The organism is Plantibacter sp. PA-3-X8 (assembly GCF_003856975.1).
GTDB lineage: Bacteria > Actinomycetota > Actinomycetes > Actinomycetales > Microbacteriaceae > Plantibacter > Plantibacter auratus.
Genome location: NZ_CP033107.1, coordinates 3,124,938 through 3,149,415, shown reverse-complemented (window position 1 = coordinate 3,149,415; position 24,478 = coordinate 3,124,938). Strand labels below are relative to the sequence as shown.

General features: G+C 70.1%; 24 protein-coding genes. 15 read left to right on the top strand and 9 right to left on the bottom strand.

All coding sequences use genetic code 11. The features are described 5' to 3' along the window. The first annotated feature begins 69 nt into the window (after positions 1-69). Positions 70-1,002 carry an alpha/beta fold hydrolase gene (locus tag EAO79_RS14855; RefSeq protein ID WP_124769433.1) on the top strand — a complete coding sequence of 311 codons (933 nt, stop codon included), beginning with the start codon at positions 70-72 and terminating at the stop codon, positions 1,000-1,002. A gap of 173 nt (positions 1,003-1,175) precedes the next feature. Further along, the gene (locus EAO79_RS14850) at positions 1,176-2,657 is read left to right on the top strand and encodes an MFS transporter (protein WP_241160898.1); all 1,482 of its coding nucleotides are present in this window, start codon (positions 1,176-1,178) and stop codon (positions 2,655-2,657) included. A gap of 21 nt (positions 2,658-2,678) precedes the next feature. Here EAO79_RS14850 and EAO79_RS14845 read toward each other — a convergent pair whose 3' ends face one another. Further along, entirely contained in the window at positions 2,679-3,227 is a 549-nt protein-coding gene (locus EAO79_RS14845) for a dihydrofolate reductase family protein (RefSeq protein WP_124769432.1), read from the bottom strand. A gap of 118 nt (positions 3,228-3,345) precedes the next feature. Here EAO79_RS14845 and ligD point away from each other — a divergent pair, with 118 nt between their 5' ends. Then, entirely contained in the window at positions 3,346-4,371 is a 1,026-nt protein-coding gene (gene ligD, locus EAO79_RS14840) for a non-homologous end-joining DNA ligase (protein WP_124769431.1), read from the top strand. A gap of 64 nt (positions 4,372-4,435) precedes the next feature. Here the strand turns inward: ligD and EAO79_RS14835 are convergent, their stop codons facing one another. Beyond that, a complete protein-coding gene (locus EAO79_RS14835; RefSeq protein WP_124769430.1) occupies positions 4,436-4,756 on the bottom strand; it encodes a Fe-S cluster assembly protein HesB in 321 nt (106 codons plus the stop codon). A gap of 261 nt (positions 4,757-5,017) precedes the next feature. On the opposite strand from EAO79_RS14835, the gene EAO79_RS14830 reads away from it, so the two are divergent. Both EAO79_RS14830 and EAO79_RS14825 read left to right on the top strand, forming a co-directional pair. Beyond that, positions 5,018-6,061 (top strand): NAD(P)-dependent alcohol dehydrogenase, encoded by a 1,044-nt coding sequence (locus tag EAO79_RS14830; RefSeq protein WP_064296121.1) that lies wholly within the window; start codon positions 5,018-5,020, stop codon positions 6,059-6,061. Between the two features lie 21 nt (positions 6,062-6,082). Beyond that, the gene (locus tag EAO79_RS14825) at positions 6,083-7,306 is read left to right on the top strand and encodes an MFS transporter (protein WP_079706054.1); all 1,224 of its coding nucleotides are present in this window, start codon (positions 6,083-6,085) and stop codon (positions 7,304-7,306) included. Here the strand turns inward: EAO79_RS14825 and EAO79_RS14820 are convergent. Both EAO79_RS14820 and EAO79_RS14815 read right to left on the bottom strand, forming a co-directional pair. Further along, positions 7,303-8,070: a PIG-L deacetylase family protein gene (locus EAO79_RS14820; RefSeq protein ID WP_124769429.1), complete on the bottom strand. Its 768-nt coding sequence runs from the start codon at positions 8,068-8,070 to the stop codon at positions 7,303-7,305. The two genes, EAO79_RS14825 and EAO79_RS14820, sit on opposite strands and share 4 nt — an antisense overlap. Further along, a complete protein-coding gene (locus EAO79_RS14815) occupies positions 8,067-9,299 on the bottom strand; it encodes a glycosyltransferase (RefSeq protein WP_124769428.1) in 1,233 nt (410 codons plus the stop codon). The genes EAO79_RS14820 and EAO79_RS14815 overlap by 4 nt, the downstream gene beginning before the upstream one ends. Positions 9,300-9,438: 139 nt before the next feature. Here EAO79_RS14815 and EAO79_RS14810 point away from each other — a divergent pair, with 139 nt between their 5' ends. The 4 genes from EAO79_RS14810 (at position 9,439) to EAO79_RS14795 (ending at position 13,229) form a co-directional block, all read left to right on the top strand. Further along, the gene (locus EAO79_RS14810; RefSeq protein ID WP_370281952.1) at positions 9,439-9,861 is read left to right on the top strand and encodes a VOC family protein; all 423 of its coding nucleotides are present in this window, start codon (positions 9,439-9,441) and stop codon (positions 9,859-9,861) included. Positions 9,862-10,335: 474 nt separating this feature from the next. After that, positions 10,336-11,610, top strand: coding sequence for an HNH endonuclease signature motif containing protein (locus EAO79_RS14805; RefSeq protein WP_124769426.1), 1,275 nt, complete (start codon positions 10,336-10,338; stop codon positions 11,608-11,610). Positions 11,611-11,922: 312 nt separating this feature from the next. Next, positions 11,923-12,648, top strand: coding sequence for a TetR/AcrR family transcriptional regulator (locus EAO79_RS14800; RefSeq protein WP_124769425.1), 726 nt, complete (start codon positions 11,923-11,925; stop codon positions 12,646-12,648). Positions 12,649-12,713: 65 nt separating this feature from the next. Beyond that, positions 12,714-13,229 (top strand): CarD family transcriptional regulator, encoded by a 516-nt coding sequence (locus EAO79_RS14795; protein ID WP_064296128.1) that lies wholly within the window; start codon positions 12,714-12,716, stop codon positions 13,227-13,229. A gap of 67 nt (positions 13,230-13,296) precedes the next feature. On the opposite strand, the gene EAO79_RS14790 is transcribed toward EAO79_RS14795, so the two are convergent. Then, positions 13,297-13,695 (bottom strand): hypothetical protein, encoded by a 399-nt coding sequence (locus EAO79_RS14790; protein ID WP_124769424.1) that lies wholly within the window; start codon positions 13,693-13,695, stop codon positions 13,297-13,299. Between the two features lie 67 nt (positions 13,696-13,762). Between EAO79_RS14790 and EAO79_RS14785 the strand changes: the two genes are divergently transcribed. Next, positions 13,763-14,602, top strand: a complete 840-nt coding sequence (locus tag EAO79_RS14785; RefSeq protein ID WP_124769423.1) for a siderophore-interacting protein — start codon at positions 13,763-13,765, stop codon at positions 14,600-14,602. Positions 14,603-14,651: 49 nt separating this feature from the next. Here the strand turns inward: EAO79_RS14785 and EAO79_RS14780 are convergent, their stop codons facing one another. After that, positions 14,652-15,650 (bottom strand): NAD(+)/NADH kinase, encoded by a 999-nt coding sequence (locus EAO79_RS14780; RefSeq protein ID WP_236555474.1) that lies wholly within the window; start codon positions 15,648-15,650, stop codon positions 14,652-14,654. Positions 15,651-15,810: 160 nt separating this feature from the next. Here EAO79_RS14780 and EAO79_RS14775 point away from each other — a divergent pair, with 160 nt between their 5' ends. After that, entirely contained in the window at positions 15,811-16,584 is a 774-nt protein-coding gene (locus tag EAO79_RS14775) for an alpha/beta hydrolase (RefSeq protein ID WP_124769422.1), read from the top strand. 41 nt (positions 16,585-16,625) lie between these two features. On the opposite strand, the gene EAO79_RS14770 is transcribed toward EAO79_RS14775, so the two are convergent. After that, positions 16,626-17,087, bottom strand: a complete 462-nt coding sequence (locus EAO79_RS14770; protein WP_079706044.1) for a DUF3817 domain-containing protein — start codon at positions 17,085-17,087, stop codon at positions 16,626-16,628. A 197-nt stretch (positions 17,088-17,284) separates the two neighbouring features. Between EAO79_RS14770 and EAO79_RS14765 the strand changes: the two genes are divergently transcribed. Next, a complete protein-coding gene (locus EAO79_RS14765; RefSeq protein WP_124769421.1) occupies positions 17,285-18,334 on the top strand; it encodes an LLM class flavin-dependent oxidoreductase in 1,050 nt (349 codons plus the stop codon). A gap of 6 nt (positions 18,335-18,340) precedes the next feature. On the opposite strand, the gene EAO79_RS14760 is transcribed toward EAO79_RS14765, so the two are convergent. After that, positions 18,341-19,555 (bottom strand): sensor histidine kinase, encoded by a 1,215-nt coding sequence (locus EAO79_RS14760; RefSeq protein WP_124769420.1) that lies wholly within the window; start codon positions 19,553-19,555, stop codon positions 18,341-18,343. Positions 19,556-19,659: 104 nt separating this feature from the next. On the opposite strand from EAO79_RS14760, the gene EAO79_RS14755 reads away from it, so the two are divergent. Continuing rightward, positions 19,660-20,394, top strand: coding sequence for a response regulator transcription factor (locus EAO79_RS14755; RefSeq protein WP_124769419.1), 735 nt, complete (start codon positions 19,660-19,662; stop codon positions 20,392-20,394). A 27-nt stretch (positions 20,395-20,421) separates the two neighbouring features. On the opposite strand, the gene EAO79_RS14750 is transcribed toward EAO79_RS14755, so the two are convergent. Next, positions 20,422-22,866 (bottom strand): ATP-dependent DNA ligase, encoded by a 2,445-nt coding sequence (locus tag EAO79_RS14750; protein WP_124769418.1) that lies wholly within the window; start codon positions 22,864-22,866, stop codon positions 20,422-20,424. A 111-nt stretch (positions 22,867-22,977) separates the two neighbouring features. On the opposite strand from EAO79_RS14750, the gene EAO79_RS14745 reads away from it, so the two are divergent. Together EAO79_RS14745 and EAO79_RS14740 are read left to right on the top strand one after the other, a co-directional pair. Then, positions 22,978-23,958 carry a Ku protein gene (locus EAO79_RS14745; protein WP_079706039.1) on the top strand — a complete coding sequence of 327 codons (981 nt, stop codon included), beginning with the start codon at positions 22,978-22,980 and terminating at the stop codon, positions 23,956-23,958. A gap of 32 nt (positions 23,959-23,990) precedes the next feature. Continuing rightward, the gene (locus EAO79_RS14740; protein ID WP_371413647.1) at positions 23,991-24,473 is read left to right on the top strand and encodes a VOC family protein; all 483 of its coding nucleotides are present in this window, start codon (positions 23,991-23,993) and stop codon (positions 24,471-24,473) included. The last annotated feature ends 5 nt before the right edge of the window (positions 24,474-24,478 follow it).

Here is a 24,478-nt window from a genome sequence, read left to right as displayed (position 1 = left end):
CCGCACCGGGGGACCGGCGTCGTCGATCGAGCACCGATCCGAGCGGTACCTCGTTTCCGAATGACACGCATGCCCGTGAACTCCTCGCGTCCTGCCCCGCCGGACGACCCCTCCGTGATCACCGCCGACGCGACCGCGCTCGGCCTGCGACGCGTCACGGTGGACACCGACATCGGACCGGTCACCGTCCGGGCGGGTCGCGAAGCGGGCGGACCGGCCATGATCCTGCTGCACGGCGCCGCCGGCTCCTGGACCACGTGGTCACCCCTCCTCCGTGCCGACGACGAGCGGGGCGCGGTCGTCGACGACGTCATCGCCGTGGACCTCCCGGGGTGGGGCGAGTCGGCTCTGCCCACCGCCGACCCGGTGACGGTCGGAGACCTCTCCGCAGCCGTCGCGACCGTCGCTCGCTCGCTCGGCTACCGGTCCTGGCGCGTCGTCGGGCACTCGCTCGGCGGGTTCGTCGCGCTCGACCTCGCCGTCCGCGAGCCCGAGGCGACGATCCGGGTCGACCTCGTCTCGCCGACGGGGATCGGAGTCGTCGAGGCGATCCGCCAGCCGGTCGGTGGCGGCGCCCGGCTCCCGTGGTTCGCGGGCATGCTCCTCGGCATGCGCGTGCTGCAGGCACTCGGCGAACGCGGGCCGGGACTCGTCCGCGCGCTGAACCGGATCGGCCTGCTCGCACCGCTCATGTCGCCGCTGTTCGGACGACGCCGGGACCTCGACCGGTCGGTCGTCGACGCGCTCGCAGCCGACGTCCGGCCGGCGTCGTTCCTCCTGGCTGCCCGCGCGGCCGCCGCCTACGACCTGCACGTCTGGCGCGGCGTGCGGTGTCCCGTCCGCGGCATGATGGGCGACCGTGACGTCTTCATCGGGCCCGACGACACAGCCGTCCTCACCGCCCTCGTCCCGGACCTCCGACTGCGCACACTGCCGGCGACCGGGCACTTCGCGGCGGTGGAACACCCGGAGGCCGTCCTGGAGCTCGTCACCTCCGAGTGATCCGCGTGGCCTCACGGGTGCAGCGACGTCGGCATCCGCTATCCTGGTCCTCTGCCCGACTTCGTGGTTGGGGTGGTTGATCGTCCGCACCGTGCTGCACTCGCGCCGTGTGCCGAGCATCGATCTGGGGCTGGAAACCCCCAGCACCCCCACCCCTCGCACGGAGGTCCTCCTTGTCTGCATCCGCAGCCACCGCATCGCATCCCACCAAAGCACCGTCCGGTTCCCCGGCCCGCCGCTGGTGGGTCCTCGTCGTCCTCGCGATGACGCAGCTCATCGTCGTCCTCGACGGCACGATCGTGAACATCGCCCTTCCGGCAGCCCAGCAGGAGCTCGAGCTGTCCGACACGCAGCGTCAGTGGGTCGTCACGGCCTACGCCCTCGCGTTCGGCGCCCTGCTGCTGCTCGGTGGCCGCATCGCCGACTACTGGGGCCGGAAGCGCACCTACCTGGTCGGCATGGTCGGCTTCGGCGCCGCATCGGCCTTCGGCGGGTTCGCCCAGAGCGGGACCGAGCTCATCATCGCCCGCGGCCTGCAGGGTGTGTTCGCAGCGCTCATGGCACCCGCCGCACTCGCGCTCCTCACCGTCACCTTCTCCCACGGACGCGACCGCAACACGGCCTTCGCCGTCTTCGGCACCGTCGCCGGTGCGGGAGCGGCCGTCGGCCTCATCCTCGGCGGCGTGCTCACCGAGTTCGTCGATTGGCGCTGGTGCCTCCTCGTCAACGTGCCGTTCGTGATCGTCGGACTCATCGCCGGCCTCATCCTCGTGACCGAGAGCAAGGCCGAGGGCGACAACCGCTACGACTGGCTCGGCGCGATCACGGTCATCCTGGGCCTCGGCGCCCTCGTCTACGGCTTCACGCTCGCCGAGGGCGGCTGGGGCAGCGCCGACACCATCGGCTTCCTCGCGCTCGGTGCGGGACTCCTCTCCCTCTTCGTCTTCATCGAGATGCGTGTCGCGCAGCCCCTGCTCCCGCTGCGCATCGTGGCGGACCGGGTCCGCGGCGGTGCCTTCCTCATGCAGATGATCGTCGGCAGCGTCATGATCGGGGCCCTGCTCTACCTGACGTTCCACCTGCAGATCGTGCTCGGCTTCCCGCCGCTCGAGGCCGGCATCGCGACCCTCCCGATGACCGTCGCGATCATGATCGTCGCCCCGATCGCCACGAAGCTCCTGCCGGCCATCGGCCCGCGCCCGCTGCTCATCATCGGTCCGCTCATCGCGGCGGCCGCCCTCGTGTACCTCAGCCGCATCACGGCCGACGGCGACTACTTCGTCCAGGTGCTGCCGGCGCTCCTCGTGCTCGGGATCGGCATGGCGATGATCTTCGTCCCGATGCAGAACCTCGCGCTGACGGGTGTCGCCCCGCACGACGCCGGTGCGGCCTCCGCCACGGCGAACGCCTCCATGCAGATCGGTGGGTCGATCGGCCTGTCGGTCTTCACCACGGTCTACGCGAGTGTCACCGACCAGGCGACGGTCACCGATCAGGCGTCGCAGCTCGTGGCGTTCACCCAGGGCTACTCGGCGGCGTTCATCGCGGCCGCGGTCGGCCTCGTGATCGCGAGCGTCATCGCCATCGTCTGCATCCGCGGTCGCAAGGAGGACCTCCTGCCCTCGGGCGACCAGCAGGCCGTCCACCTGGGCTGAGTCGGCCGTGCGGCGACCCGCCTAGGCGCGGGGAGCGTACGTCGAGAGCACGTTGCCGGAGCTCGTCCGCACCGAGTGGACGAGCTCCAGGCGTGTCACCGGGTCGCTCGGTTCGAACAGATGACGCCCGGCACCGGCGACGACGGGGTGGATCATGAGGGTGAGCCGGTCGAGCAGACCGGCGAAGAGGAGCTGCCGCACCACGGAGATGCTCGCCTGCACCGCGATGCGCCCGCCCTCCTGCTGCTTGAGCTCGTCGACGAAGGACTCGAGCGTGCCGGGGATGAGCGTCGCGTTCTCCCAGGACAACGGGCCCGCCAGAGTGCGTGATGCGACGTGCTTCCGGACGGGGTTGATGAAGGAGCCGAACGGATCGTCGTCGCCGACCGTCGGCCAGAACCCGCTCCACTGCTCGTAGCTCACGCGGCCGAGCAGGACGTCGTCGATCGGAGCGATCGCCTCGGTCATCATGGCGCCCATGTCGGCGTCGAAGTGGTCGAACTGCCACTGATCGGGCGACTCGACGACGCCGTCGACGGATTGGAAGAGTGAGGCGTGGACCTCGCGCATGGTGGCTCCTCGGCAGGGTGGTGACGGCGGGTTCGATGGACAGGTCTCGTTCTACTCCGCTGCGGCGACGAGCACCACCCTCGTGACCACGCCGGGTAGGGCGCGTACGGTGTCCGACATGGCCAGCACCGCGATCGTCCTCACCGTCCCCGGACCGCACGGCGACCGCGAGGTGCGTCTCTCCAGTCCCGACCGCGTGCTCTGGGAGGAGTCCGGTGTCACGAAGCGGGAGCTCGCGGAATACCTCATCGAGGTCGCGCCGGCCTTCCTCGCCGCCAACGGCGACCGCCCGGTGTCCCTCCAGCGGTTCCCGGGCGGTGTGGACGGTGAATGGTTCTTCTCGAAGAACCCGCCGAAAGGAGCACCCGAGTACGTCCGGGCGGTCGACGTCGTGTATCCGAGTGGCCGGCGGCATCCGCAACTCGTCCTCGACGAGGCCGCTGCGGTCGTCTGGGCCGCGCAGATGAACACGGTCGTGTTCCATCCGTGGCCGTCACGGGCATCGGACACCGACCATCCCGACGAACTGCGGATCGACCTCGACCCGCAGCCGGGGACCGACTTCGCCGACGCCGTGCGCGTTGCGGGCTCGCTGCGGGAGCTGCTGACGGAGGTCGGACTGACCGGGTTCGTGAAGACCTCCGGCAACCGAGGTGTCCACGTGTTCGCGCCCATCGTGCCGGAGCACGAGTTCCTCGACGTCAGGCACGCCGTGATCGCGGCGGCTCGGGAACTGGAGCGACGGGATCCCGACCGCGTCACGACCTCGTGGTGGAAGGAGGAGCGCGGTGAACGCATCTTCGTCGACTACAACCAGGCGAACCGCGACCGGACGATGGCCGGCGCCTACAGCCCTCGTGCGCTGGCCTCGGCGACCGTCTCGTGCCCCGTGACCTGGGACGAACTCCCCGAGATCGATCCGGGCGCCTTCACGGTGCGGACCGTCCCGGAGCGACTCCGGACCACCGGAGACCCGTGGGCCGGCATGCACGACACCGCTGGGCGCATCGACGTCCTCCTGCAGTGGTGGGAGCGGGACCTCGAGCAGGGACTGGGCGAGCTCCCGTTCCCTCCCGACTTCCCGAAGATGCCGGGCGAGCCGCCGCGGGTGCAGCCGAGTCGCGCCAGACACTCCGAGGACTGAGCCCGCGCGGACACACGAACGCCCGGTGATCGTGGATCACCGGGCGTTCTGCTGAATCAGGGCGCTATTCGGCCTTGCCGAGGGCGAAGCGGACGCCGCCCTGCTCGTCGATCTGCGCATCGAGGACCGCGTCGCTCAGGGCGACGGCTGCGGTCTCCTCGAGGAAGACGGTGGCTCCGGCGCTCTCGATGACCTGGTCGGCCTCGTGCGGTGTCGCCGTCATGGTGACTTCGAAGTTGTTGTCGTCGGAGCTGCTGCTGATGCGCAGTCCGGCGCCGTGCGTGAGCGACGACGCGTCGTCCGGGACGACCAGTCCCGGGGTGAGTGGTGCGTTCTCGGCGAGGGTCTTGACGACTCGGCCGGCGTTCTCGGTCAGGGTGAGCATGTGTGTTCTCCGTTCCGTTCGCGAATACGAGTTCCCCACCTTGCTCGGGTTCGGGGCAGGATGCCACCCTGAGGCCGATCCTCTGCGGGAACTGCCAAGCAACTCTGCAGGGATTCACACCTCCGCGCCGCTCGTAGCACAGCTCGGGTGATCGTCCCTTGGGGGTTCGTCCGGTGGAGTGGGCTGCTAGCGTCGAACGTGCTGTCCGGCGCGTGCATCCCGCCCCACGGCACCCCCAACACCCCCAGCCCGAGGAGTCCTATGACCACCGTCGCCGCCATCATCAAGCCCACCGCCGACGCGCCTTTCGAGGTCGGCACCATCGAGCGCCGTGCGCCGCGCGCCAACGACGTCGTCATCGACGTCCACTACGCCGGCATCTGTCACAGCGACATCCACCAGGCCCGCGAGGAATGGGGCAAGGCCATCTTCCCGATGGTCCCCGGCCACGAGATCGCCGGCATCGTCACCGAGGTGGGCGACGCGGTCACCAAGCACCAGGTCGGCGACCGCGTCGGCATCGGCTGCTTCGTCGACTCCTGCCGCGAGTGCGAGAACTGCCTCGCCGGCGAGGAGCAGTTCTGCCTGAAGGGCAACGTCGCCACCTACAACGGCCGTGAGTACGACGGCGAGCCCACGTACGGCGGCTACAGCAAGCAGATCGTCGCCGACGAGAACTATGTGCTGAGCATCCCCGAGGGCATCGAGCTCGACGTCGCGGCACCCCTGCTGTGCGCCGGCATCACCACCTACTCGCCGTTGAAGCACTGGGGCGCCGGTCCCGGCAAGCAGGTCGCCATCGTCGGGATGGGTGGCCTCGGTCACATGGGCGTCAAGATCGCCCACGCCCTCGGCGCAGAGGTGACCGTGCTCAGCCAGACGACCTCGAAGGAGGAGGACGGCAAGCGCTTCGGGGCCGACCACTACTACGCGACCGGTGAAGAGGGCACCCTGAAGTCGCTCCGCGGACGCTTCGACCTCATCATCAACACGGTCTCCGCCGACCTCGACATCGACGCCTACCTGTCGACGCTCAAGCTCAACGGCTCGATGGTCTTCGTCGGACTGCCCGAGAACACGCAGCAGTTCCGGGTGTTCTCGCTCGTCGGTGGCCGCCGCTCGCTCGCCGGCTCGAACATCGGCGGCATCCGCGAGACGCAGGAGATGCTCGACTTCTGCGCCGAGCACGGCATCGGCTCGCAGATCGAGCTCATCGGTGCCGACGAGGTCGAGGGCGCCTACGACCGCGTGGTCCGCAGCGACGTCCGCTACCGCTTCGTCATCGACACGGCGACGATCGGCTGATCGCACCGATACCCTGAGAGCATGATCCGGCTCCCGTTCCGTCGTCCAGGCGGAGCGGGAGCCGTTCCTCGTGAGCCCCTCGGCCGCGAGGTCCTCGTCCTCGGCGGTGTCGCGTTCTTCGTGATGCTCGGGTTCGGTGTCGTGATCCCGGTCCTGCCCGTGTACGTGCGGAGTTTCGGCGTCGGCTACCTCGAGGTCGGGGCGGTCGTTTCGGTCTTCGCGCTCATGCGGCTCATCGCGAACCCGTTCGTGGGTGCGCTCGTCGATCGGATCGGCGAGCGGGTGGTGCTGGCCACCGGCATCGGGATCGTCGCGGTGTCGAGCGCGCTCGTCGGGCTCGCGGCGGACTATCCGCAGCTGCTCCTGCTCCGCGGGGTCGGCGGGATCGGGTCGGCGATGTTCTCCGTCGCCGCGATGACGCTGCTGCTGCGCACCACCCCACCGCACCGTCGTGGGCGGGCGGTCGGGTTCTACCAGGGCGGGTTCCTCGTCGGCGGCATGGCCGGACCGGCCGTCGGTGGCCTGCTCGCGACCATCTCGCTCACAGCACCTTTCTTCTTCTACGCCGGGACCCTCGCGGTCGCCGGCGTCCTCGGACTCGTGATGCTGCGCGGCAGCCGGATCGCCGCGCCGGTCGAGACCGCCACGCAGGCCGAGCCGTTCCGCACCGTCCTCGCCGATCGCCGGTACCAGGCGGCGCTCCTCGCGAACTTCGCGAACGGATGGGCGTCGATGGGCGTCCGTGGCGCACTCGTGCCGGTCCTCGTGGTGGAGGCGCTCCACGAGGAGGCCGCCTGGACCGGGATCGCCTTCGCGATCGCCGCTGTCGCGCAGACGCTCGCGCTCGGTCCCGCCGGTCGCTTCGTCGACACCGTCGGACGGCGACCCGCGATGCTCGTCGCCTTCCCGGTCGCGGCGGGGGCGCTCCTCGCCATGCCGTTCGTCGGCGAGCTCTGGCTGCTGGTCGTCGCCCTGTGCGTCTACGGTGTCGCGGCGGCCTTTCTCGGGACCGCTCCGGCGGCGGCCGTCGGAGACGCCGCTGGTGGTCGGGGAGGCCGGGCCGTCGCGGTCTTCCAGGCGACGTCCGATCTCGGCGCCATCGTCGGCCCGCTGGTCGCCGGCGCACTGCTCGACGCCTTCTCGTTCCCCGCGGCCTTCGGTTCCGCGGTCGTGCTCATGCTGCTCGTCCCCGTGCTCGCGGCCCGCATGCCGCGGGAGCACCGGAACCAGCCGGCGACCACCTAGCGGGACCGGAGTCGCAGACCCACCGAGGTGGTGATGCCCTCGCGCTGACCGCCGGAGTGCACGAGCTGCTCGCCGTCGACCGTCAGCTGGCTGGCGTGTTCCGCGAGTGCCGCGGCGACGATCGGGAGGCGGTGATCGAGTGGGAACCACACGGCGTCGTCGCCCAACGGTTCCAGGTCGGTGCGGTGGTGCACGAGTTCCGCGAACGGCACCCCGCTCCTCCGCGCCGCGACGATCGCGGCCTCGTGCATGCGGAGGTGGTCAGGGTGCCCGTACCCGCCACCGTGGTCGTAGCTGATCACCAGGTCCGGCGAGACGTGTCCGATGAGCGCGACGAGGTCGTCGGCGACGAAGTCGAGCGGAGCGAGTGAGAACGCGCCGGGGGAGACGTCGTCAGCGGGGCCGGCGAGTCCCTCGCGCACCCACCGCATGCCAGAGTCCACGTACCGCGTCGACGTCCCCGGCCGGGCCGCCGGACCCGTCCCCAACCAGAACTGCTCGGCCACGCCGAGCGTCCGGCAGGCGGCGGCGAGCTCCGATTCGCGGTGGGACGCGAGTGCAGCGGAGCCGGCGAGGGACCGGAGCGGGCCGTCGACGACCTCGCCGCGCTCGCCTCGCGTGGCCGTCACGAGGACGACGCGAGCCCCCTTGTCGACGAGCTCGGCGATGAGCGCACCCGAGGCGAGCGTCTCGTCGTCGGGGTGCGCGTGTGCGAACAGGACGGTGCGCCCGCTGTCGACGAGCGGGAGGAGTCCGCGGTTCACGAGACGGAGGTCGCCGGAGCGGTGGCGGCGGCCGGAGTGGTGTCGAGCAGGGTCCGGTAGACGTCGACGAGGGCGTCTCCCGAGCGCTGCCAGTCGAACCGCTCTGCCCGACGTCGCGCTGCCGAACCGAGCTGCGCGAGCCGCTCCGGGTCGCCGAGGATGGACGAGACCGCGGCGCCCCAGACCTGCGGGTCACGGGAGTCGATGACGATGCCCGTCTCACCGTCGACGACGGCCTCCCGCAAGCCGCCCGAGGCCGCCACGACGGTGGGCACTCCGCTCGCCGCGGCTTCCAGTGCGACGAGACCGTACGTCTCCGAATGGGAGGGGACGAGCACGAGCGTGCTCTCGCGGAACAGCGTGGCGAGCCCGACGCGCGACTGCGGCCCGACGAATCGGACGTCGTCGGCGACGCCGAGGTCGCGGGCGAGGGCGGCGAGTTCCTCGGCGTAGCGGTCGTAGTCGACCGAGACGTCCCCGGCGATGACGAGTTCGGGGCGGAGCTCGGGCGCGACCGCGGCGATGGTCTCGATGGCGAGGTCGAAGCCCTTCAGCGGGTGCAGGCGACCGGCGACCACCGCGGTCGGACGACCTGCACGAGGACCGTCGAGCGGGTGGAACAGCGTCCCGTCGACACCGGGTGGCACGATCGACACCCGATCGGGGCGGGCTCCGAGCCGGGTGATCGCGGTGTCGGCCTCGGCCGCGCTGATCGCGACGACTGCGTCCGACTCCGCGGCGAGCCGTGCCTCGCCGGCCAGGCGCCCGGGGGACTCGGCGCGCTCGCCGTGCGAGAGCGGCGTGGTGGACTCGGCGGCGATGCTGTGGAAGCTCTGCACGTGCGGGATCCCCAGCTCCCGCGCGAGGGGGAGTGCGGCCATGCCGGAGAACCAGTGGTGGGCGTGCAGGACGTCGTATCGCGGCAGTCGGGCGAGTTCCGAGCGGAAGTCCTCGACGAATTCCTCATGCCGACCCTTCGCGACCGGCTCGACGGGACCGGCGTCGAGGAAGCGCAGGGTCACGCCGGGGGCGAGGGAGGCGACGGACGGCTGGTCGGCCGAAGACCGCCGGGTGATGACGTCGACCTCGTGGCCCGCTGCGCCCATCGCGACGGCCTGATGACGGACCACGACGTTCATCCCGCCGGCATCACCGGAACCCGGCTCGTCACCGGGACTGGTGTGGAGCGAGATCATCGCGATGCGGAGGGGCTGGGGTTGCGAGGGCACCAGACGAGCCTAGTAGCCGTGGGCGTCCCGGCCCCTCGTGACGGAGACACCGGAACGTGCTCGCGCATCCGACGCCGGAGCGTGAGAATGATCGCGAGACGAGCGCGACGATGCGCCCGCCCAGGCGAAAGGGACGATCATGACGACGCTCAACCCGTACCTCGGCTTCCGCGGGACAGCCCGCGAGGCGATGGAGTTCTATCAGGGGGTCTTCGGCGGCGAGCTGCTGCTCTCGACCTTCCGTGACTTCGGTGCCGAGGTCGAACCGGACGAGCTGGATCTGGTCATGCACGCCCAGCTCACGGGTGATGCTGGTGTGGTCTTCATGGCGTCGGACACCCCGAAGCACATGGACTACAGCAGGGGCAGCGACTTCTCGATGTCGCTGAGCGGGCCGAACGAGGACGAAGCGCAACTGACCGGCTACTTCGACAGCCTTGCAGCCGGAGGGACGGTTCAGCAGCCACTCACGGTGGCGCCCTGGGGTGACAGCTTCGGCATGCTGCAGGACCGCTTCGGGGTCGCTTGGATGGTGAACATCGCCGCCCCGGCAGCCGCGTAGCCGGGAAACACTTCCACCTGGACACGCCCGGCGAGGGACCTCCCGTTCCGGTGATCTTCTCCCGGTCCCTGAGCTTGTCGAAGGGCTCGCGTAGCCACTTCGACAGGCTCAGTGACCGGGAGAGGTGCACTCGCATTCACTCCGTTCGCCGAGCAACCCTCTCCGGTCCCTGAGCCTGTCGAAGGGCGCGCCAGAGACCCCGCGAAGCCGGTATCTCTCTTTCGGTCCCTGACACTGTCGAAGGGCTCACGAGCAACCTCCTGCTCCGGTGATCCTCTCCCGGTCCCTGAGTAACCTCTTCCGGTCCCTGAGCCTGTCGAAGGGCACACGAGCGACCTCCTGCTCCGGTGATCCTTTCCCGGTCCCTGAGTAACCTCTTCCGGTCCCTGAGCCTGTCGAAGGGCACACGAGGGACTTCCACAACCGGAACCGCTTACCATCTGGAATGTCAGTGGTCCATGGTGAACTTGTTCCATGACCGAGACCACCCCCGCCGCCGCGATCCGCGCTGGCGACGAGTACGCCGCGCAGCTGGCTGAATTCTCGGACGAGTGGGCGGAGCTCCACCGGCAGCAGGCCGTCCTGGACGCGCGGAAGGCGTGCCTCCTGGCCCGTTCCGCCGCCTACGCCGACGCGTTCGCGGACGCCACGGTCCCGGCGATCTTCCCGCCGGCCGAGCGTCAGGCGCTCTCACGCTGCTCCACCTGCGCGGCCCTCGCGATGGCGACCCGGACGCCGGAGCGGACGATCCAGCGTGCGACCAACGATGCCGAACGTCTCATCAACGACGCGCCAGCCGTGCTGGCGTCGCTGGAGGCTGGCCGGATCTCGGCGCGGCATGCGCAGGTGATCACCGACCAGCTCTGCGACGTCCCGACCGCGGGACGGGCAGCGTTTCTCGACCAGGTCCTGCCAGAGGCGGAGCGCATGACCGCCGCAGGCCTCAAGAACCGAGCCCGCGTCCTGCGGGAGCGTCTCCACCCCGAATCCATCACCGCCCGCGCCGTCCGCTCCGAGGCTGACCGCCGGGTCGAGTTCGAACCCGCAGCCGACGGCATGGCATGGGTGCACCTCTTCACCACCGCACCCATCGCGCAAGGCATCATCGAGCGGATCGAGGCGGCTGCCGCGGAATCGCGCAAGGCCGGTGACACCCGCACGTGCGCTCAGCTGCAGGCCGATGCCCTCGCGGCGCTCGCGCTCACCGGAGTGACCCCGGACGACGTCATGTCGAGCCCAGTGCTCCCACACCCGATCGAAGTGCAGGAGCACATCAAGCCCACCGTGCAGATCACCGTCCCGGCGCTGAGCATGGCCGGTGTCAGCGACGCCCCGGCCACCCTCGACGGCTACGGCCCCATCGACCCGGAGACCGCCGCACGTATCGCGGTCAATGCGCCCAGCTTCACCCGGATCCTCGTCCAACCGGAAACGGGTACGATGCTCTCCGTCGGACGGAACCAGTACCGGGTTCCCGCTGACCTCCAACGAGCGGTGCGACTTCGAGACGGCACCTGTCGGGCACCCGGCTGCGGGAGACGCGCCAGAGCCTGCGATCTCGACCATTCGGTCGCCTGGCAGGACGGCGGCGCAACAGATGTCGGCAATCTCGCCTGCCTGTGTCGACATCACCACCGGATGAAGCATCTGCCCGGATGGAACCTCGACCACGGACCCGGCGGGGTGCTCGACTGGACAACGCCCGACGGCAAACACCACCGGACCGAAGCGGATCCCGCACCGTTCTGACGCCCGCCGGTCCCTGAGCTGCGCCACACTGAGCCTGTCGACGTGTCGAAGGGTTCCTCGTGGGCACTTCGACAAGCTCAGTGAGCGGGAGCGGTGTGCCCGGGACGATGAGGCGTCCTCGTGGGCACTTCGACAAGCTCAGTGACCGGAAGAAGTTCACCGTGAACGTTTCGTCCCTGAGCCTGTCGAAGGGTTCTTCGTGGGCACTTCGACGAGCTCAGTGACCGGGAAACGTCTGTCCGCACCGCTTCGGTCCCCGAGCCGACACCTGTCTCGGACAGCTGTCCGAGAAGTCGTGGTATACTGGTGGGAATGCCTCGCACATCAGGAGTTCCCGCCCTCGGTGTCGAGCAGTCCACCACTGAACGTCCCGCTCCGCCGTCGCGTGTCGAGCGCTTCGCTCCCGTCCTCCGAGTGACGGGCGACCCACGTGCCGAGCGCACCAGGCAGACGATCTTCGACGCCGTCGCCACCATCCTCGCCGGTCGGCCGGAACGCGTGTCCGTCGGCGACATCGTCCGGGTCGCCGGCATCAGCCGCAGCTCGTTCTACGCCCACTTCTCCAGCCTCGACGACCTCACCGCGGCCTACCTGCGGGTGCAGTTCGCCGGCCTTGCCGCGTCCGGTGTCTCGGTGCGTCCCGCCGGGGAGTCGCTGGGCAGCGCCGAGCGCGCCCGCGAAGCCTACCGACGCCTCGTCGCCCAGCTCCTCGAAGACGCACCGCTCTACTCGAGCGTGCTCGAGCTCCCCGTCGCCCGCAGCGCATTCGACGACCTCGTCGGCGAGCACGCCGACCACCTCATCGGCTCGCTGCTCGAGCGCACCGAGGTCCCGGTCGGCATCCCGGCGGGCCTGGTCTCCGCCTATGTCGCCGGTGGCACGCTCTCCCTCGTCGACGGCTGGCGCCGCGGACGCATCGACGTCTCGGACGACGAACTGGTCGAAGCCCTGGTCGCCCTGCTGCCCGCCTGGTTGCTCGACGAACGACCCGTCGGCGCGTCACCGCCACCACCGACCCCTGAGCCATCCGGCCGCTGAACCGCCGGAGCACGACGACGCCGGTGCGCGAGTACCGGTGACGACCTGAGAAGAGAAGAGGAACCATGCAGTTCATCGTTGGAGAGACCCTGGTCTACCCGCACCACGGAGCGGTCACCATCACCGAGTTGTCGAAGGTGACGATCAAGGGTGTCGAGCAGGACGTCATGACGCTTCGCGTGCACACGTCCGAGCTCACCATCAAGCTGCCGATCGCGAACGCCGACCTCGTCGGTGTGCGCGACGTCATCGACCACGACGGCGTCCAGGCCGTCTACGGCGTGCTCCGCGAGCCGTTCGTCGAGGAGCCCGGCAACTGGTCGCGTCGGTACAAGGCCAACCAGGAGAAGATGGCCAGTGGCAACGTCCACCGCGTCGGCGAGGTCGTCCGCGACCTGTGGCGTCGCGACCAGGACAGCGGCGTGTCGGCCGGCGAGAAGCGCATGCTCCAGAAGGCGCGCCAGGTGCTCGTCTCCGAACTCGCGCTCGCGCAGTCGATGACCGACGAAGAGGCGTCCGCGGGCCTCGACGAGGTGCTCGCCTCGTCGATCGCGACCCCCGAGGCCGTCGCAGCCAAGTAGGACCCGTGAATACGAAGAGCGCCCCGCCGGTTCGGCGGGGCGCTCTTCGTCGTTGTGGAGGGTGCCCTCAGCCCCCGGTGTTGCCACTCACGATCGCCAGCACGCCGACGATCGCGATGGCGATGATGGGACCGAACGACAGGGCGGCCTTGGTGATCGTCCAGGCACGGCTCTCGCGTTCCGGTGCCGGCAGTTCGGCGGGCGACACGTAGACCGGGGCCTGCCCACCGTCACCGGAAGCGCCGCCGCTGAGCTGCAGCACTCGCGTGTCCGTCCACGCTCGTCCGTCGAAGCGGACCTGGCGTTCCTCGTCGGTCGGGTGCGGGTACCAGCCGGCGGCTTCGGCCTGCGAGGGCTTGTCCCGCTGGAACCGCAGCACCCTCGAGTCGCCCCAGGTCTCGCCGTCGAAGTGGAGTTCCTTCGTCGGGTCGTCGGGGTGCGGATACCAGCCTGCGGTCGTAGCCATCCCTCAAGTATGACAGCGGGATCGGGGATGCCGAGACCGTCCGATGGGCGGCAGAATGGAGACAATCATGACGACGACACCGCGACCTCGAGCCCCACGTCCACAGATCATCCTCGAGGTGGTCCGCAGTTCCTGGGTCACACCGCACCTCGTGCGCCTCACCCTCGGCGGTCCCGGCTTCGCCGACTTCCAGCCCAAGGACGCCACCGACAGCTACGTGAAGATCTCCTTCGCCAAGCCCGAACTCGGCCTCGAGCCGCCGTACGACCTCGCGGCGCTCCGTGAGACGCTGGCACCCGCCGACCTCCCGGTCACCCGCACCTACACGGTGCGACGCGTGGACCAGGCGGCGGGCACCATGGACATCGACTTCGTGGTGCACGGCGATGAGGGGATCGCCGGCCCATGGGCCGCTGCCGCACAGCCGGGAGACCGCGTCGTGCTCGCCGGACCCGGCGGTGCCTACCGACCCGACCCGACCGCCGACTGGCACCTCTTCGCGGGCGACGAGTCGGCGATCCCCGCGATCGCCGCCGCCCTCGAGGCGCTCCCGGCGGACGCGAAAGGGCTCGCGTTCCTCGAGATCGGTGGCCGGGACGACCTCGTCGACCTCGACCACCCGGCCGGGGTGCAGCTGATCTGGGTCGGCCGTGCGGCCCGCGATGAATCGACGGCCGCGCTCCTCGCGACCGCCATCAGCGGACACCCGTGGCCCGACGGACGCGTGCAGGTCTTCGCCCATGGCGAGCGGGAGTCGATGAAGGCGTTGCGCGAGGTGTTCCTCACTCAACGAGGGCTCGACCGCTCCCAGCTCTCTCTGTCCGGGTACTGGGCTTACGGACGCACGGAGGACCGCTTCCAGGCGGAGAAGCGCGAACCGATCGGGGTCGTCCTGCCGACGTCGTGACGCTCCGCCCCGCCCCGCCCCGGCGCCGCGCTGCGGGCGGGCGCGGGACTCAGTGCGAGGGGTCGGCCGGCTTGCTCCGCGTCCGGCGGACCCGCGACGGACGCTCGACGCGCGCGCGGATGTCCGGTGGAACGAGGTCGAGCAGCTGATCGCGCCGCAACGGGAGGTCGAGCAGGCTGAGTTTCATCCGGCCCTTGCGCGAGTGCCGGCTCGGGTCGAGACGGACGACGTTGGCTGCGTCGCGCACGAGCCGGACGGTCACGACCGCGCCACTTGCAACATCGGCGAGGACCTGGCCGTCGATCTCGACGGCGGCCTGCTTGGTCGCCGTCCCGATCGAGAACTGCAGGCGCTCCGCCGGCCCGAGGATGAAGGAGCGGTCGATGCCCGACATCGGGGCGACCGGCGTCACGACGGTGGCGGCGACGGCGGGGGAGAGCACCGGTCCGCCGGCCGCGTAGTTGTAGGCGGTCGATCCGGTCGGGGTGGCGATCACGATCGCATCGGCTTTGAAGTACCCGTAGGCGGTGCCGTCCACGGCGAGGTCGGCCATGACCACGCCGGTTCCCGGGCGCCGGGCGATGGAGACGTCGTTGAAGGCGAGGAGATGGGCGACCTGCTCGCCGGTGGTGATCGTCACCTCGAGGCCGTGGTGCGGTTCGAGGGAGAACTCGTTGTCGCTGACCCGTTGGAGCGCCTCCGCGAGTGCGGCCGGTTCGACCTCCACGAGGAAGCCGACGTTGCCGTAGTTGACGCCGAGCACCGGTGCGGACCGGCCGGCGAGCAGCCGCATCGCCCCGAGCATCGTGCCGTCGCCGCCCATCGCCACGGCGACGTCGACCGACGACGCGAAGGCGTCCTCGTCGAGCAGTTCGACGTCGTCGCCGAGCCGGTTGGCCTCGGCGCGGAGTCCGACGAGGCGCGCGCCGTGTTCGAGCTGCCATGAGCGGAGGATGCGGACGGAGTCGTCGATGTTCTTCGTCGGGTGCGTGATGAGGCCGATCGTCATCGACGGCCCGGTGGGGTGCTTCGTGCGAGTGGTGGTCACCCGTCGAGCATAGGCCGATCGCCTGACAGCGCGACCGGGACTCGAGCGCCCAGCGGGCAGCAGCGTGGCTCGCGACCGACGCGCGCCGGAGCGGGTTTGGGATACTGGAGGGAGCCGGTCCGCCGTGATCCTCGCGGGGCGCCGAGCGTGGAGGAACGACATGAGCGATGTGACCGAGCACCCTGGCCGACCACGGCGGGCGGGGCGGCTGAAGCCGATCCTCATCGGAATCCTTTGTGCGGTGCTCGTCGTCGTCCTCGGGTTCGTCGTCTGGACCCAGATCGTCATGCAGGGCACCCGTCCCGCCGCACTCGCGGTGTGGGAGGACCCCGCGGTCTCCGTCACCGACGTCGGCGACGCCGTGGTCCTCGCCCCGACCGCGGACGCCGAGCGTCCTGCCTCCGGTACCGGTCTCGTCTTCATCCCCGGGGCGAAGGTCGACCCGTACGCCTACCTGCACAAGCTGTCCGGCGTCGTCGAGGAGGCCGGCGTGACCGTGGTCATCACGAAGCCGACGCTCAACCTGGCGTTCTTCGACCAACGGCCGCTGGAGACGTTCACCGCCGCCGCCCCGGACGTCGACACCTGGTTCGTCGGTGGCCACTCACTCGGTGGGGTGCGAGCCTGCCAGCTCGCGGAGGATCCCGCAGTGACGGGTCTCGTCCTGTTCGGGAGTTACTGCGCGAACGACCTCTCCGGCTCCTCCCTCGAGGTGCTGAGCCTCGCGGGGAGCGACGACGGACTGAGTACCCCGGAGAAGGTCGCCGACGCGCGCGTCCGGTTGCCCGCTGACGCGACGATGATCGAGATCGAGGGGGCGAACCACGCGAGCTTCGGTGACTACGGGGTGCAGCCCGGCGACGGTACGGCGACGATCTCCGCCGATGAGGCCCGCTCCGAGATCACGCGGGATCTGGTCGAGCTGCTCGGCTGAGCGTAGGGGTTGGCCCCGGCGGTCCGCAGGGACCCTGACGATCAGCCCTTCGGGACCGGCGGCCCGACGACGAGCAGGGCCGTGAAGACGGCGACGACCACGAGGCCGCCGACGACCACGAGCAGGATCGGGTGTCGGACGAGCCAGCGCGTCAGGCGGTCGAGCACGCGCTGGTCGCGCGGGTCGGCGCCCGCCTCGCGGCGCCACGCCCCGTCGAGTCGGCCGGTGCGGTCCGCCCAGAGGTCGAAGGGGATGGTCGCGTACGGGACGACGGCGCTCACGAGGCCCACGAGGATCGTGCCGATGGGCCAGCGCTGGTTGATCCCGATGAGCAGGACCGTCGCGCCGTACACGAGGAACACGAAGCCGTGCAGCGCGCCACCGATGCTCACGCCGAGGTCGGTCGTCTTCGTGACGTACTTGAGGATCATCCCGATGATGAGCAGGGTCCAGGTGATCGCCTCGGCGATCGCGATCAGGCGGAAGAGGCGGCGCGGCGACACAGGGGCTCCAAGGCTCGGGGTGCAGGTCTTCCAGCTTGCCAGGGACGGCTGAGAGGGTGCTCCCAGCGGGCGTCCGGTTCTGTCACCCTGGGTGGATCGGGAATACCCGTCGCAGTGACGGGGTTCACCGATATGTATGCAAACACATACAATCGCCGTGACGGCTCGCGGCGAGCCACACGACGTTGGAGAACCCCATGACCACACCTCTCGAGTTCGGCATCGACACCTTCGGTGACGTCACGGTCGACGCCGACGGCGCGCCACTGTCCCAGGCGCAGGTCCTGCGCAACGTCGTGGAGCAGGGCGTCCACGCTGAGGCGGTCGGCCTCGACTTCATCGGGGTGGGGGAGCACCACCGTGAGGACTTCGCGGTCTCGTCTCCCGAGGTCGTGCTGGCGGCGATCGCGGCCCGCACCGAGCGCATCCATCTCGGTTCCGCGGTCACGGTGCTGAGCTCCGACGACCCGGTGCGCGTCTACCAGCGGTTCGCGACGCTCGACGGCATCTCCGGAGGGCGGGCCGAGGCCATCCTGGGCCGCGGATCCTTCACCGAGTCGTTCCCGCTCTTCGGGTACGAGCTGTCGCAGTACGAGGAGCTCTTCGAGGAGAAGCTCGAGCTGTTCGTCGCCCTCCTCGAGCAGGAACCGGTCACCTGGTCGGGCAAGACGCGCGCGCCGCTCCGGGAGCAGTCGGTCTACCCCAGGGTGGAGCACGGGAAGCTGAAGGCGTGGGTCGGTGTCGGCGGAAGCCCCGAGTCGGTCGTGCGGACCGCTCGGTACGGCCTGCCGATGATGCTGGCCGTGATCGGTGGTGGGCCGCTGCGGTTCGCCCCCTTCGTCGACCTCTACCACCGCGCACTCGCGCAGTTCCAGCTGCCGACCCAGCCCGTCGGCATGCACTCGCCCGCGCACATCGCCGAGACCGATGAGCTCGCGCAGGAGCAGCTCTGGCCGCACTACCGGGCGATGATGGACCGGATCGGCCGCGAGCGGGGCTGGAGCCCGATGACGCGCGGGCACTTCGAGCAGGAGGCCGGCCCGGAGGGTGCGCTGTTCGTCGGTTCGCCCGAGACGGTCGCACGGAAGGTCGCGACCGCGGTCGACGGCTTGGGGCTGTCCCGCGTGGATCTGAAGATCAGCAACGGTTCGCTGTCGCACGAGCACCTCATGGACAGCATCGGTCTGTACGGCTCCGCGGTCGTCCCTCGCGTCCGTGAACTGCTGACCGAGACCTCGACCGCCTGATCCGGCTCAGCGGATGGCCGGCGCACGGTAGGGCATCGTCAGGGTCAGGACGGTGCCGCCGGTCTCGTCGTCGGCTGCAGGGCCGACCCTGAGGGACCCGCCGAACGCGTCGGCCCGTCGATCCAGTTGCAGCAGGCCGCCGGACGGTTCGGCGTCCTCGCGGAGACCGGAGCCGTTGTCGACGACGCGCAGCTCGACGGTGCCCGCCATCGTCCCTCGCCGCTCGGTGGCGGGCGACGAGACCCGGAGGTCCACGACGAGTCGGTCGGCCGCCCCGTGGGTCAGTGCGTTCGTCACGGCCTCCTCGAGCGTGCGGACGACGACCGCGCGCTCCGCGGTCGTGAAGACGTTGTCGATCGGGTCGTCGAGCAGCCGGAATTCCGGAGAGACGTCGAGACTGGTGGTGATCGACGGGGGGAGCCGCTGCAGGATCGCGCGGATGCTCGGGGCGATCCCGACCTCGAGCAGCGGCGGTGACAGGAGCCGGCTGAGTTCGCGCACGTCGCGCTCGCGCACGGTGCGGAGTTCCTCGCCGAGCGACCGCAGGGTCCTGGCCGCGTCCGACCCGACGTCCGGGCCGCCCTGCTCGAGGGCCGTGGTGACGGATGCGAGCTGGGCGCTGATGAGGACGAGGTGCTGCTGCAGGGTGCCGTGCAGGCCTTCCGCGACCTCCCGCTTCACCCGCAGCTCCTCACCCTGCAGGGACTGGAGGGCGAGGTCGGCCCGGTGTCGCTGATCGGCGTGCGCGCGCTCCTCCTCGCGGGCGCGTCGCCGGGCGGCACTGAGGCTGAACCCGAACGTCGCGCAGACCGCCAGGGCGAGCGTCGTCGTTCCGGCTTCGACGAGGACCGTCTGCAGGCTCGGGTCGCGGTACACGCCCAGCAGGAGCTGGAGTCCGCTGCGCAGCAGCCCCGTCAGCATCGCCACGAGGAGGACGCCCGCGAGCACCTTGGGGCGCCACCATTCGTGGAGCGACGGCCCCCACCTCGACCACAGCAGGAGTGCGAGCACGAGGATCGCCGCGCTCAACGAGACGAGGTTCGCGGTGACCCGTTCGGCGAGCATGCCACGCGTCCCGCCCGGGGCGACCCAGGTGTAGATGTAGACGCTCTGGAACGACACGGCGAGTCCGAAGACCGCGGCCATGGCGCCGCTGGCCGTGATGAACGCCCGGCTGTCGCTCCAGCGCTCAGCGCGAGGGGTCCGGGCCTCCTGGGTCATGGCTCCATTCTGACCTGCCGTGCGCGCCACCGCCGACATCGACGTGCGGTCGGTCGGGAGCTTCCCCCTCGGTCGTTCCCCGGTCGATCCGGGATACTCGGAACATGCACCACCAGTCGCACTCCGACCCTTCGCCCGCCGAGCTGTCCACGGTCGGTGACGCGACGACGGACGCCGCGACCACCAGGCCGCTGCGTGTCGGGGTGATCGAGGATCAGCCGCTGCTCGGCGGCATGCTCGCCGAGCTGCTCGACGGGGCGCCAGGCGTGGAGTTCGTCGGGCGTGCCGGTACGGTCGCCGAGGCCCGCAGGCTGTTCCTCCCGGGAACGGTGGACGTGCTGACCATGGACATCGAGCTGCCCGACGGCAACGGGGTGAGCCTCGGCGTCTCCCTCCGCCGGGCGCAACCCGGCCTCGGTGTCGTCCTGCTGTCCGCCTACGACCTCATGGACATGCTGCTCGAGATGCCGGCGGACGTCCGCGACGGGTGGAGCTACCTGTCGAAGACCTCGTCGCTCACGCGCGAGATCCTCCTCGAGGCCATCCGGGTCTCCGCACGTGGCGAGACGATGCTCGATCCCAAACTCATCGACCGGACCCGGCCCAGGGCGGGATCGAGTCTCGAGTCGCTCACCGACCGGCAGTACGCCGTGCTGCAGCTGCTCGCGACCGGTCGTTCGAACACGGGGATCGCGACCAGGCTCGGGATCGCGGAGAAGTCCGTCCAGAACCACCTCACGGCGATCTACGCCGCACTCGGGATCGAGCACGACACCTCGAGCAACCCACGGGTCTCGGCCGTCCTCGCCCTCCTCGCCGAATCCGGCCGCTTGTCCTGACGGGACGTCCACGGTGGATGCGCGGGCTCAGCGTCCGCGGTCCGGCGCTTCGAGGTCGTCCACCGTCCGATCGGGGCGCCACCCACGCCAGACCGGATGCCTGAACCGTCCGTCCGGTGTCCACTCGCTGAAGCGGACCTCCCCGATGAGGACGGGTTCCACCCAGTTGGCGTCGGCCGCATCGGCCGGCGGGACACCCACGAGGGCCGTCGATGCCCGGCCCAGCCGTTCGAAGCGGAGCGCGGTCGCCGCCAACTCCCGATCGCTGAAGCCGCTTCCGACCCGTCCCGCGTAGTGCAGCAACCCGTCCGAGCCCGGCACCCCGAGCAGGAGCGACCCGATCCCACCCGAGCGCCCGCCCCGACCGGGACGCCAGCCGGCCACGACGACCTCCTCCATGCGTTCGTGCTTGAACTTGACCCAGGTGCTGCTGCGCCGACCCGGGCGGTAGCGTCCGTCGAGCTCCTTCGCCATCACCCCCTCCAACCGCAACCCCCGACTCACCTCGAGCGCATCGTCGAGCGAGCCGTCGATCGTCGGTGGCACCTGGACGACGGTCCCGGATCCGATCGTCCGCTCGAGCAGTTCGCGACGCTCCCGGTAGGGCAGCTCCGTCCGATCCGTGTCATCCAGCGCGAGCAGGTCGAACAGCAGCAGCCGGACCGGCGTCCGACGGCGCTCCCGTTCGACGTCCCGCTCCGCGGTGAGCTGCATCCGACGCTGCAGCAGCGAGAAGTCGGGACGGCCGTCAGGACCCGACGCCACGATCTCGCCGTCGAGGACGACCGCACGGCCGGCGAGCGACGCCGCGAGTTCCTCGACCACCTCCGGGTACGCCGTCGTGAGGTCCTTGCCGTTCCGGCTCGACAACCGCACCCGCCCCGTCGAGCCGTCGACGCTCGCGATCGCACGGATGCCGTCCCACTTCATCTCGAACGCCCAGGATCCGTCGTCGACCAGCTCGCCGGGTGCCGCGACACTCGCGAGCATGGGGGTGGGGATCCCCCGAGGCCGTGCGACCGGGGGAGCCGGCGGGTCGCCCGGGGCGCGCATCCGGTGGATGAGCCACGACGGCGCCTCCCGTCCCGTCCCGCCCGCGGTCCGGATGAGCGCGAACCGCATCGGCCCGCCGAGCGCACCTCCCGCCCGGCCGTGCAGGGTCCCGATGACCTCGTCGTCGCGCCACTTCTCCAGCTCGTAGGTGCCCGCGTCCCAGATGGTCACCTCACCGGCCCCGTACTCACCAGCAGGGATCGTGCCCTCGAAACTGCCGTACTCGATGGGGTGGTCCTCCGTGCGCACCGCCAGATGGTTGCTGCTCGGATCCGTCGGCACCCCCTTCGGCAGGGCCCAGGACACCAGCACGCCGTCGTGCTCGAGTCGGAAGTCATGGTGGAGTTTCCTGGCCTCGTGCCGCTGGATCACGAACGAGGGCGGCGTCCCGGCAGCGGGAGGCGCCGGCGGTCCTTCCGGGACGGGCTCGGGCGTCCGCTCCGCGTCCCGCTTCCGCCGGTACTCCACGAGCCGGTCCTCGTGTTCCGACGGGCGGATCGTGATCGACGGACGCGGGTCGCCGAGCACCCGCAACGGGTCCTCACCGTCCGCCAGCCGCTCGAGCACCGCAGGGAACTCCAGCTGCGCCAGCCCAGGATCGTCGAGCTCCTCCCACCGGCGGGGAGCCGCCACCGTCGGCCGTGACCGACCCCGCAACGAGAACGGCGCGATCGTCGTCTTCGACCCGTTGTTCTGACTCCAGTCGACGAAGACCCTCCCCGTGCGTCGCTGTTTCGACATCTCGCTCACCACGAGGCCCGGCTCGTCCGCGGCCAGCGCCCGCGCGAGCTCATGCGCCACGAGCGACACCTCCGCGGAACTCTGCCGACCGTCCAACGCCGCGTACAGGTGGATCCCCTTGCTCCCACTCGTGAGCGGAACCGGATCCAACCCCATGTCCACCAACACCGCCCGCGCCAGGCCCGCGACCCCCGCGCACTCGGCGAGGGACACCCCCTCACCCGGATCGAGGTCGAGGACGAGACGGTCGGGCGGTCGGCGCTCGCCGGATCGGTCGAACCGCCACTGCGGCACGTGCAGCTCGAGCGCACCCAGCTGCGCCAGCCACGTGAGTGTCGCGAGATCGTCGACGATCGGGTACTCGTTCGTGTGATCGCTGTGCTCGATGGGGAGCCGTTGGACCCAGTCGGGAGCCGAGGCGCCCAGGTCCTTCTGGAAGAACCCCGACTCCGGCGACGCAGCCGTGCCGACGCCGTGCACCCAGCGTTTCCGAGTCACCGGCCGATCGGCGAGGTGCGGGAGCAGGTGTTCGGCGACCGCGGCGTAGTAGGCGAGGACCTCGGCCTTCGTCGTGCCGGTCTCGGGGTACAGCACCTTGTCGAGATGGGTGAGTTGGATCCGGCGTCCGTCGACGTCGACCCACTGCGTCTGCCCGCCGCCACCGCTCGTCCTCGCCATGCCGATCAGCCTGCCGCCCAGGGGCGTCAAGGGCTAGCCCTTGACGATGTTCCGGGTGTCTACTGGTCACCACGACAGCGCGGGCGGATCCGCCCGCGGACGGGAGCGGTCATGCGCGCGATCTGGAAGGGTGCGGTCACCTTCGGCCTGGTGAACGTCCCGGTGAAGGTGTACAGCGCCACGGAGGACCACGACCTCTCGTTGCACCAGGTCCACGACGCCGACGGCGGACGCATCCGGTACCAGCGCAAGTGCGAGGTCTGCGGGAAGGTCGTCAGCTACGACCACATCGACAAGGCCTACCAGGACGGCGAGCAGACGGTGGTCCTCACCGCCGACGACCTGGCATCACTCCCCGAGGAACGCAGCCGGGAGATCGAGGTCGTCGAGTTCGTGCCGAGCGACGACCTCGACCCGATCATGTTCGACCGCAGCTACTTCCTCGAACCGGACTCCTCCTCGTCGAAGGCCTACGTCCTCCTCCGGCGGACGCTCGAGGAGACCGACCGCACGGCCATCGTGCGGTTCGCCCTCCGCCAGAAGACGCGTCTCGGTGCCCTCCGGGTGCGCGAGGACGTCATCCTCCTGCAGACACTGCTCTGGGAGGACGAGGTCCGGGAGGTGCGGTTCCCGGCCCTCGAGGAACGCGTCCGCATCTCCGCCAAGGAACTCGAGATGTCGGAGGCGCTCGTCGAGTCCTTCTCGTCCCGCTTCCGCCCGGACGCGTTCGTCGACGAATACCAGGCACAGCTCCGGAAGCTCATCGACGCGAAACTCGAGCAGGGCGACGCACTCGACACCGCCGCCACCTTCGGCGAGCAGCCCGAACCCGACGACGACACGGGCGCCGAGCCGATCGACCTCATGGAGGTGCTGCAACGCAGCATCGAACGGCAACGTGGCACGACCGGCGCGAAGACGGCGAGTGGAGCGAAGCGATCCGGCGCCGCCAAGCCCGCCGCGACGAGCAGCTCGGCGAAGACCGGTACCGCGAAGACGGGTACCGCCAAGACGAGTGGCGCGAAGACCGCTACCGCCAAGACCGCGGCGTCGAAACCGTCGACCGCGACGAAACGCAAGAAGAGCGCCTGAGCGACGACGCCCGGGCTGAGAGGGAGCACGACATGATGGAGCACCGCGTCACCCCGTTCCTCTGGTACGACTCGCAAGCCGAGGAGGCGGCGACCTTCTACGTGTCACTGTTCCCCGACTCCGGAATCACCTCGGTGAGCCGCTACCCGGAGGGCGGACCCATGCCGGCCGGCCAGGCGATGGTCGTCGAGTTCGAGCTCGAGGGACTCCCCGTCAGCGCGATGAACGCCGGGCCCATCTTCTCGTTCACCGAGGCGTTCTCCTTCTCCGTCAGAGCCGACACCCAGGACGAGATCGACCGGCTCTGGGACGCCCTCATCGCCGACGGCGGCGCCCCGAGCCAATGCGGCTGGCTCAAGGACCGCTGGGGACTGTCCTGGCAGATCGTGCCAGGCATCCTCGCCGAACTGCAGAACGACCCCGACCGGGAACGCGCGGCACGGGCCATGCAATGCATGATGGGGCAGACCAAGTTCGTCATCGCCGAACTCGTCGCCGCAGCGGACGGTCGATAGCGGCT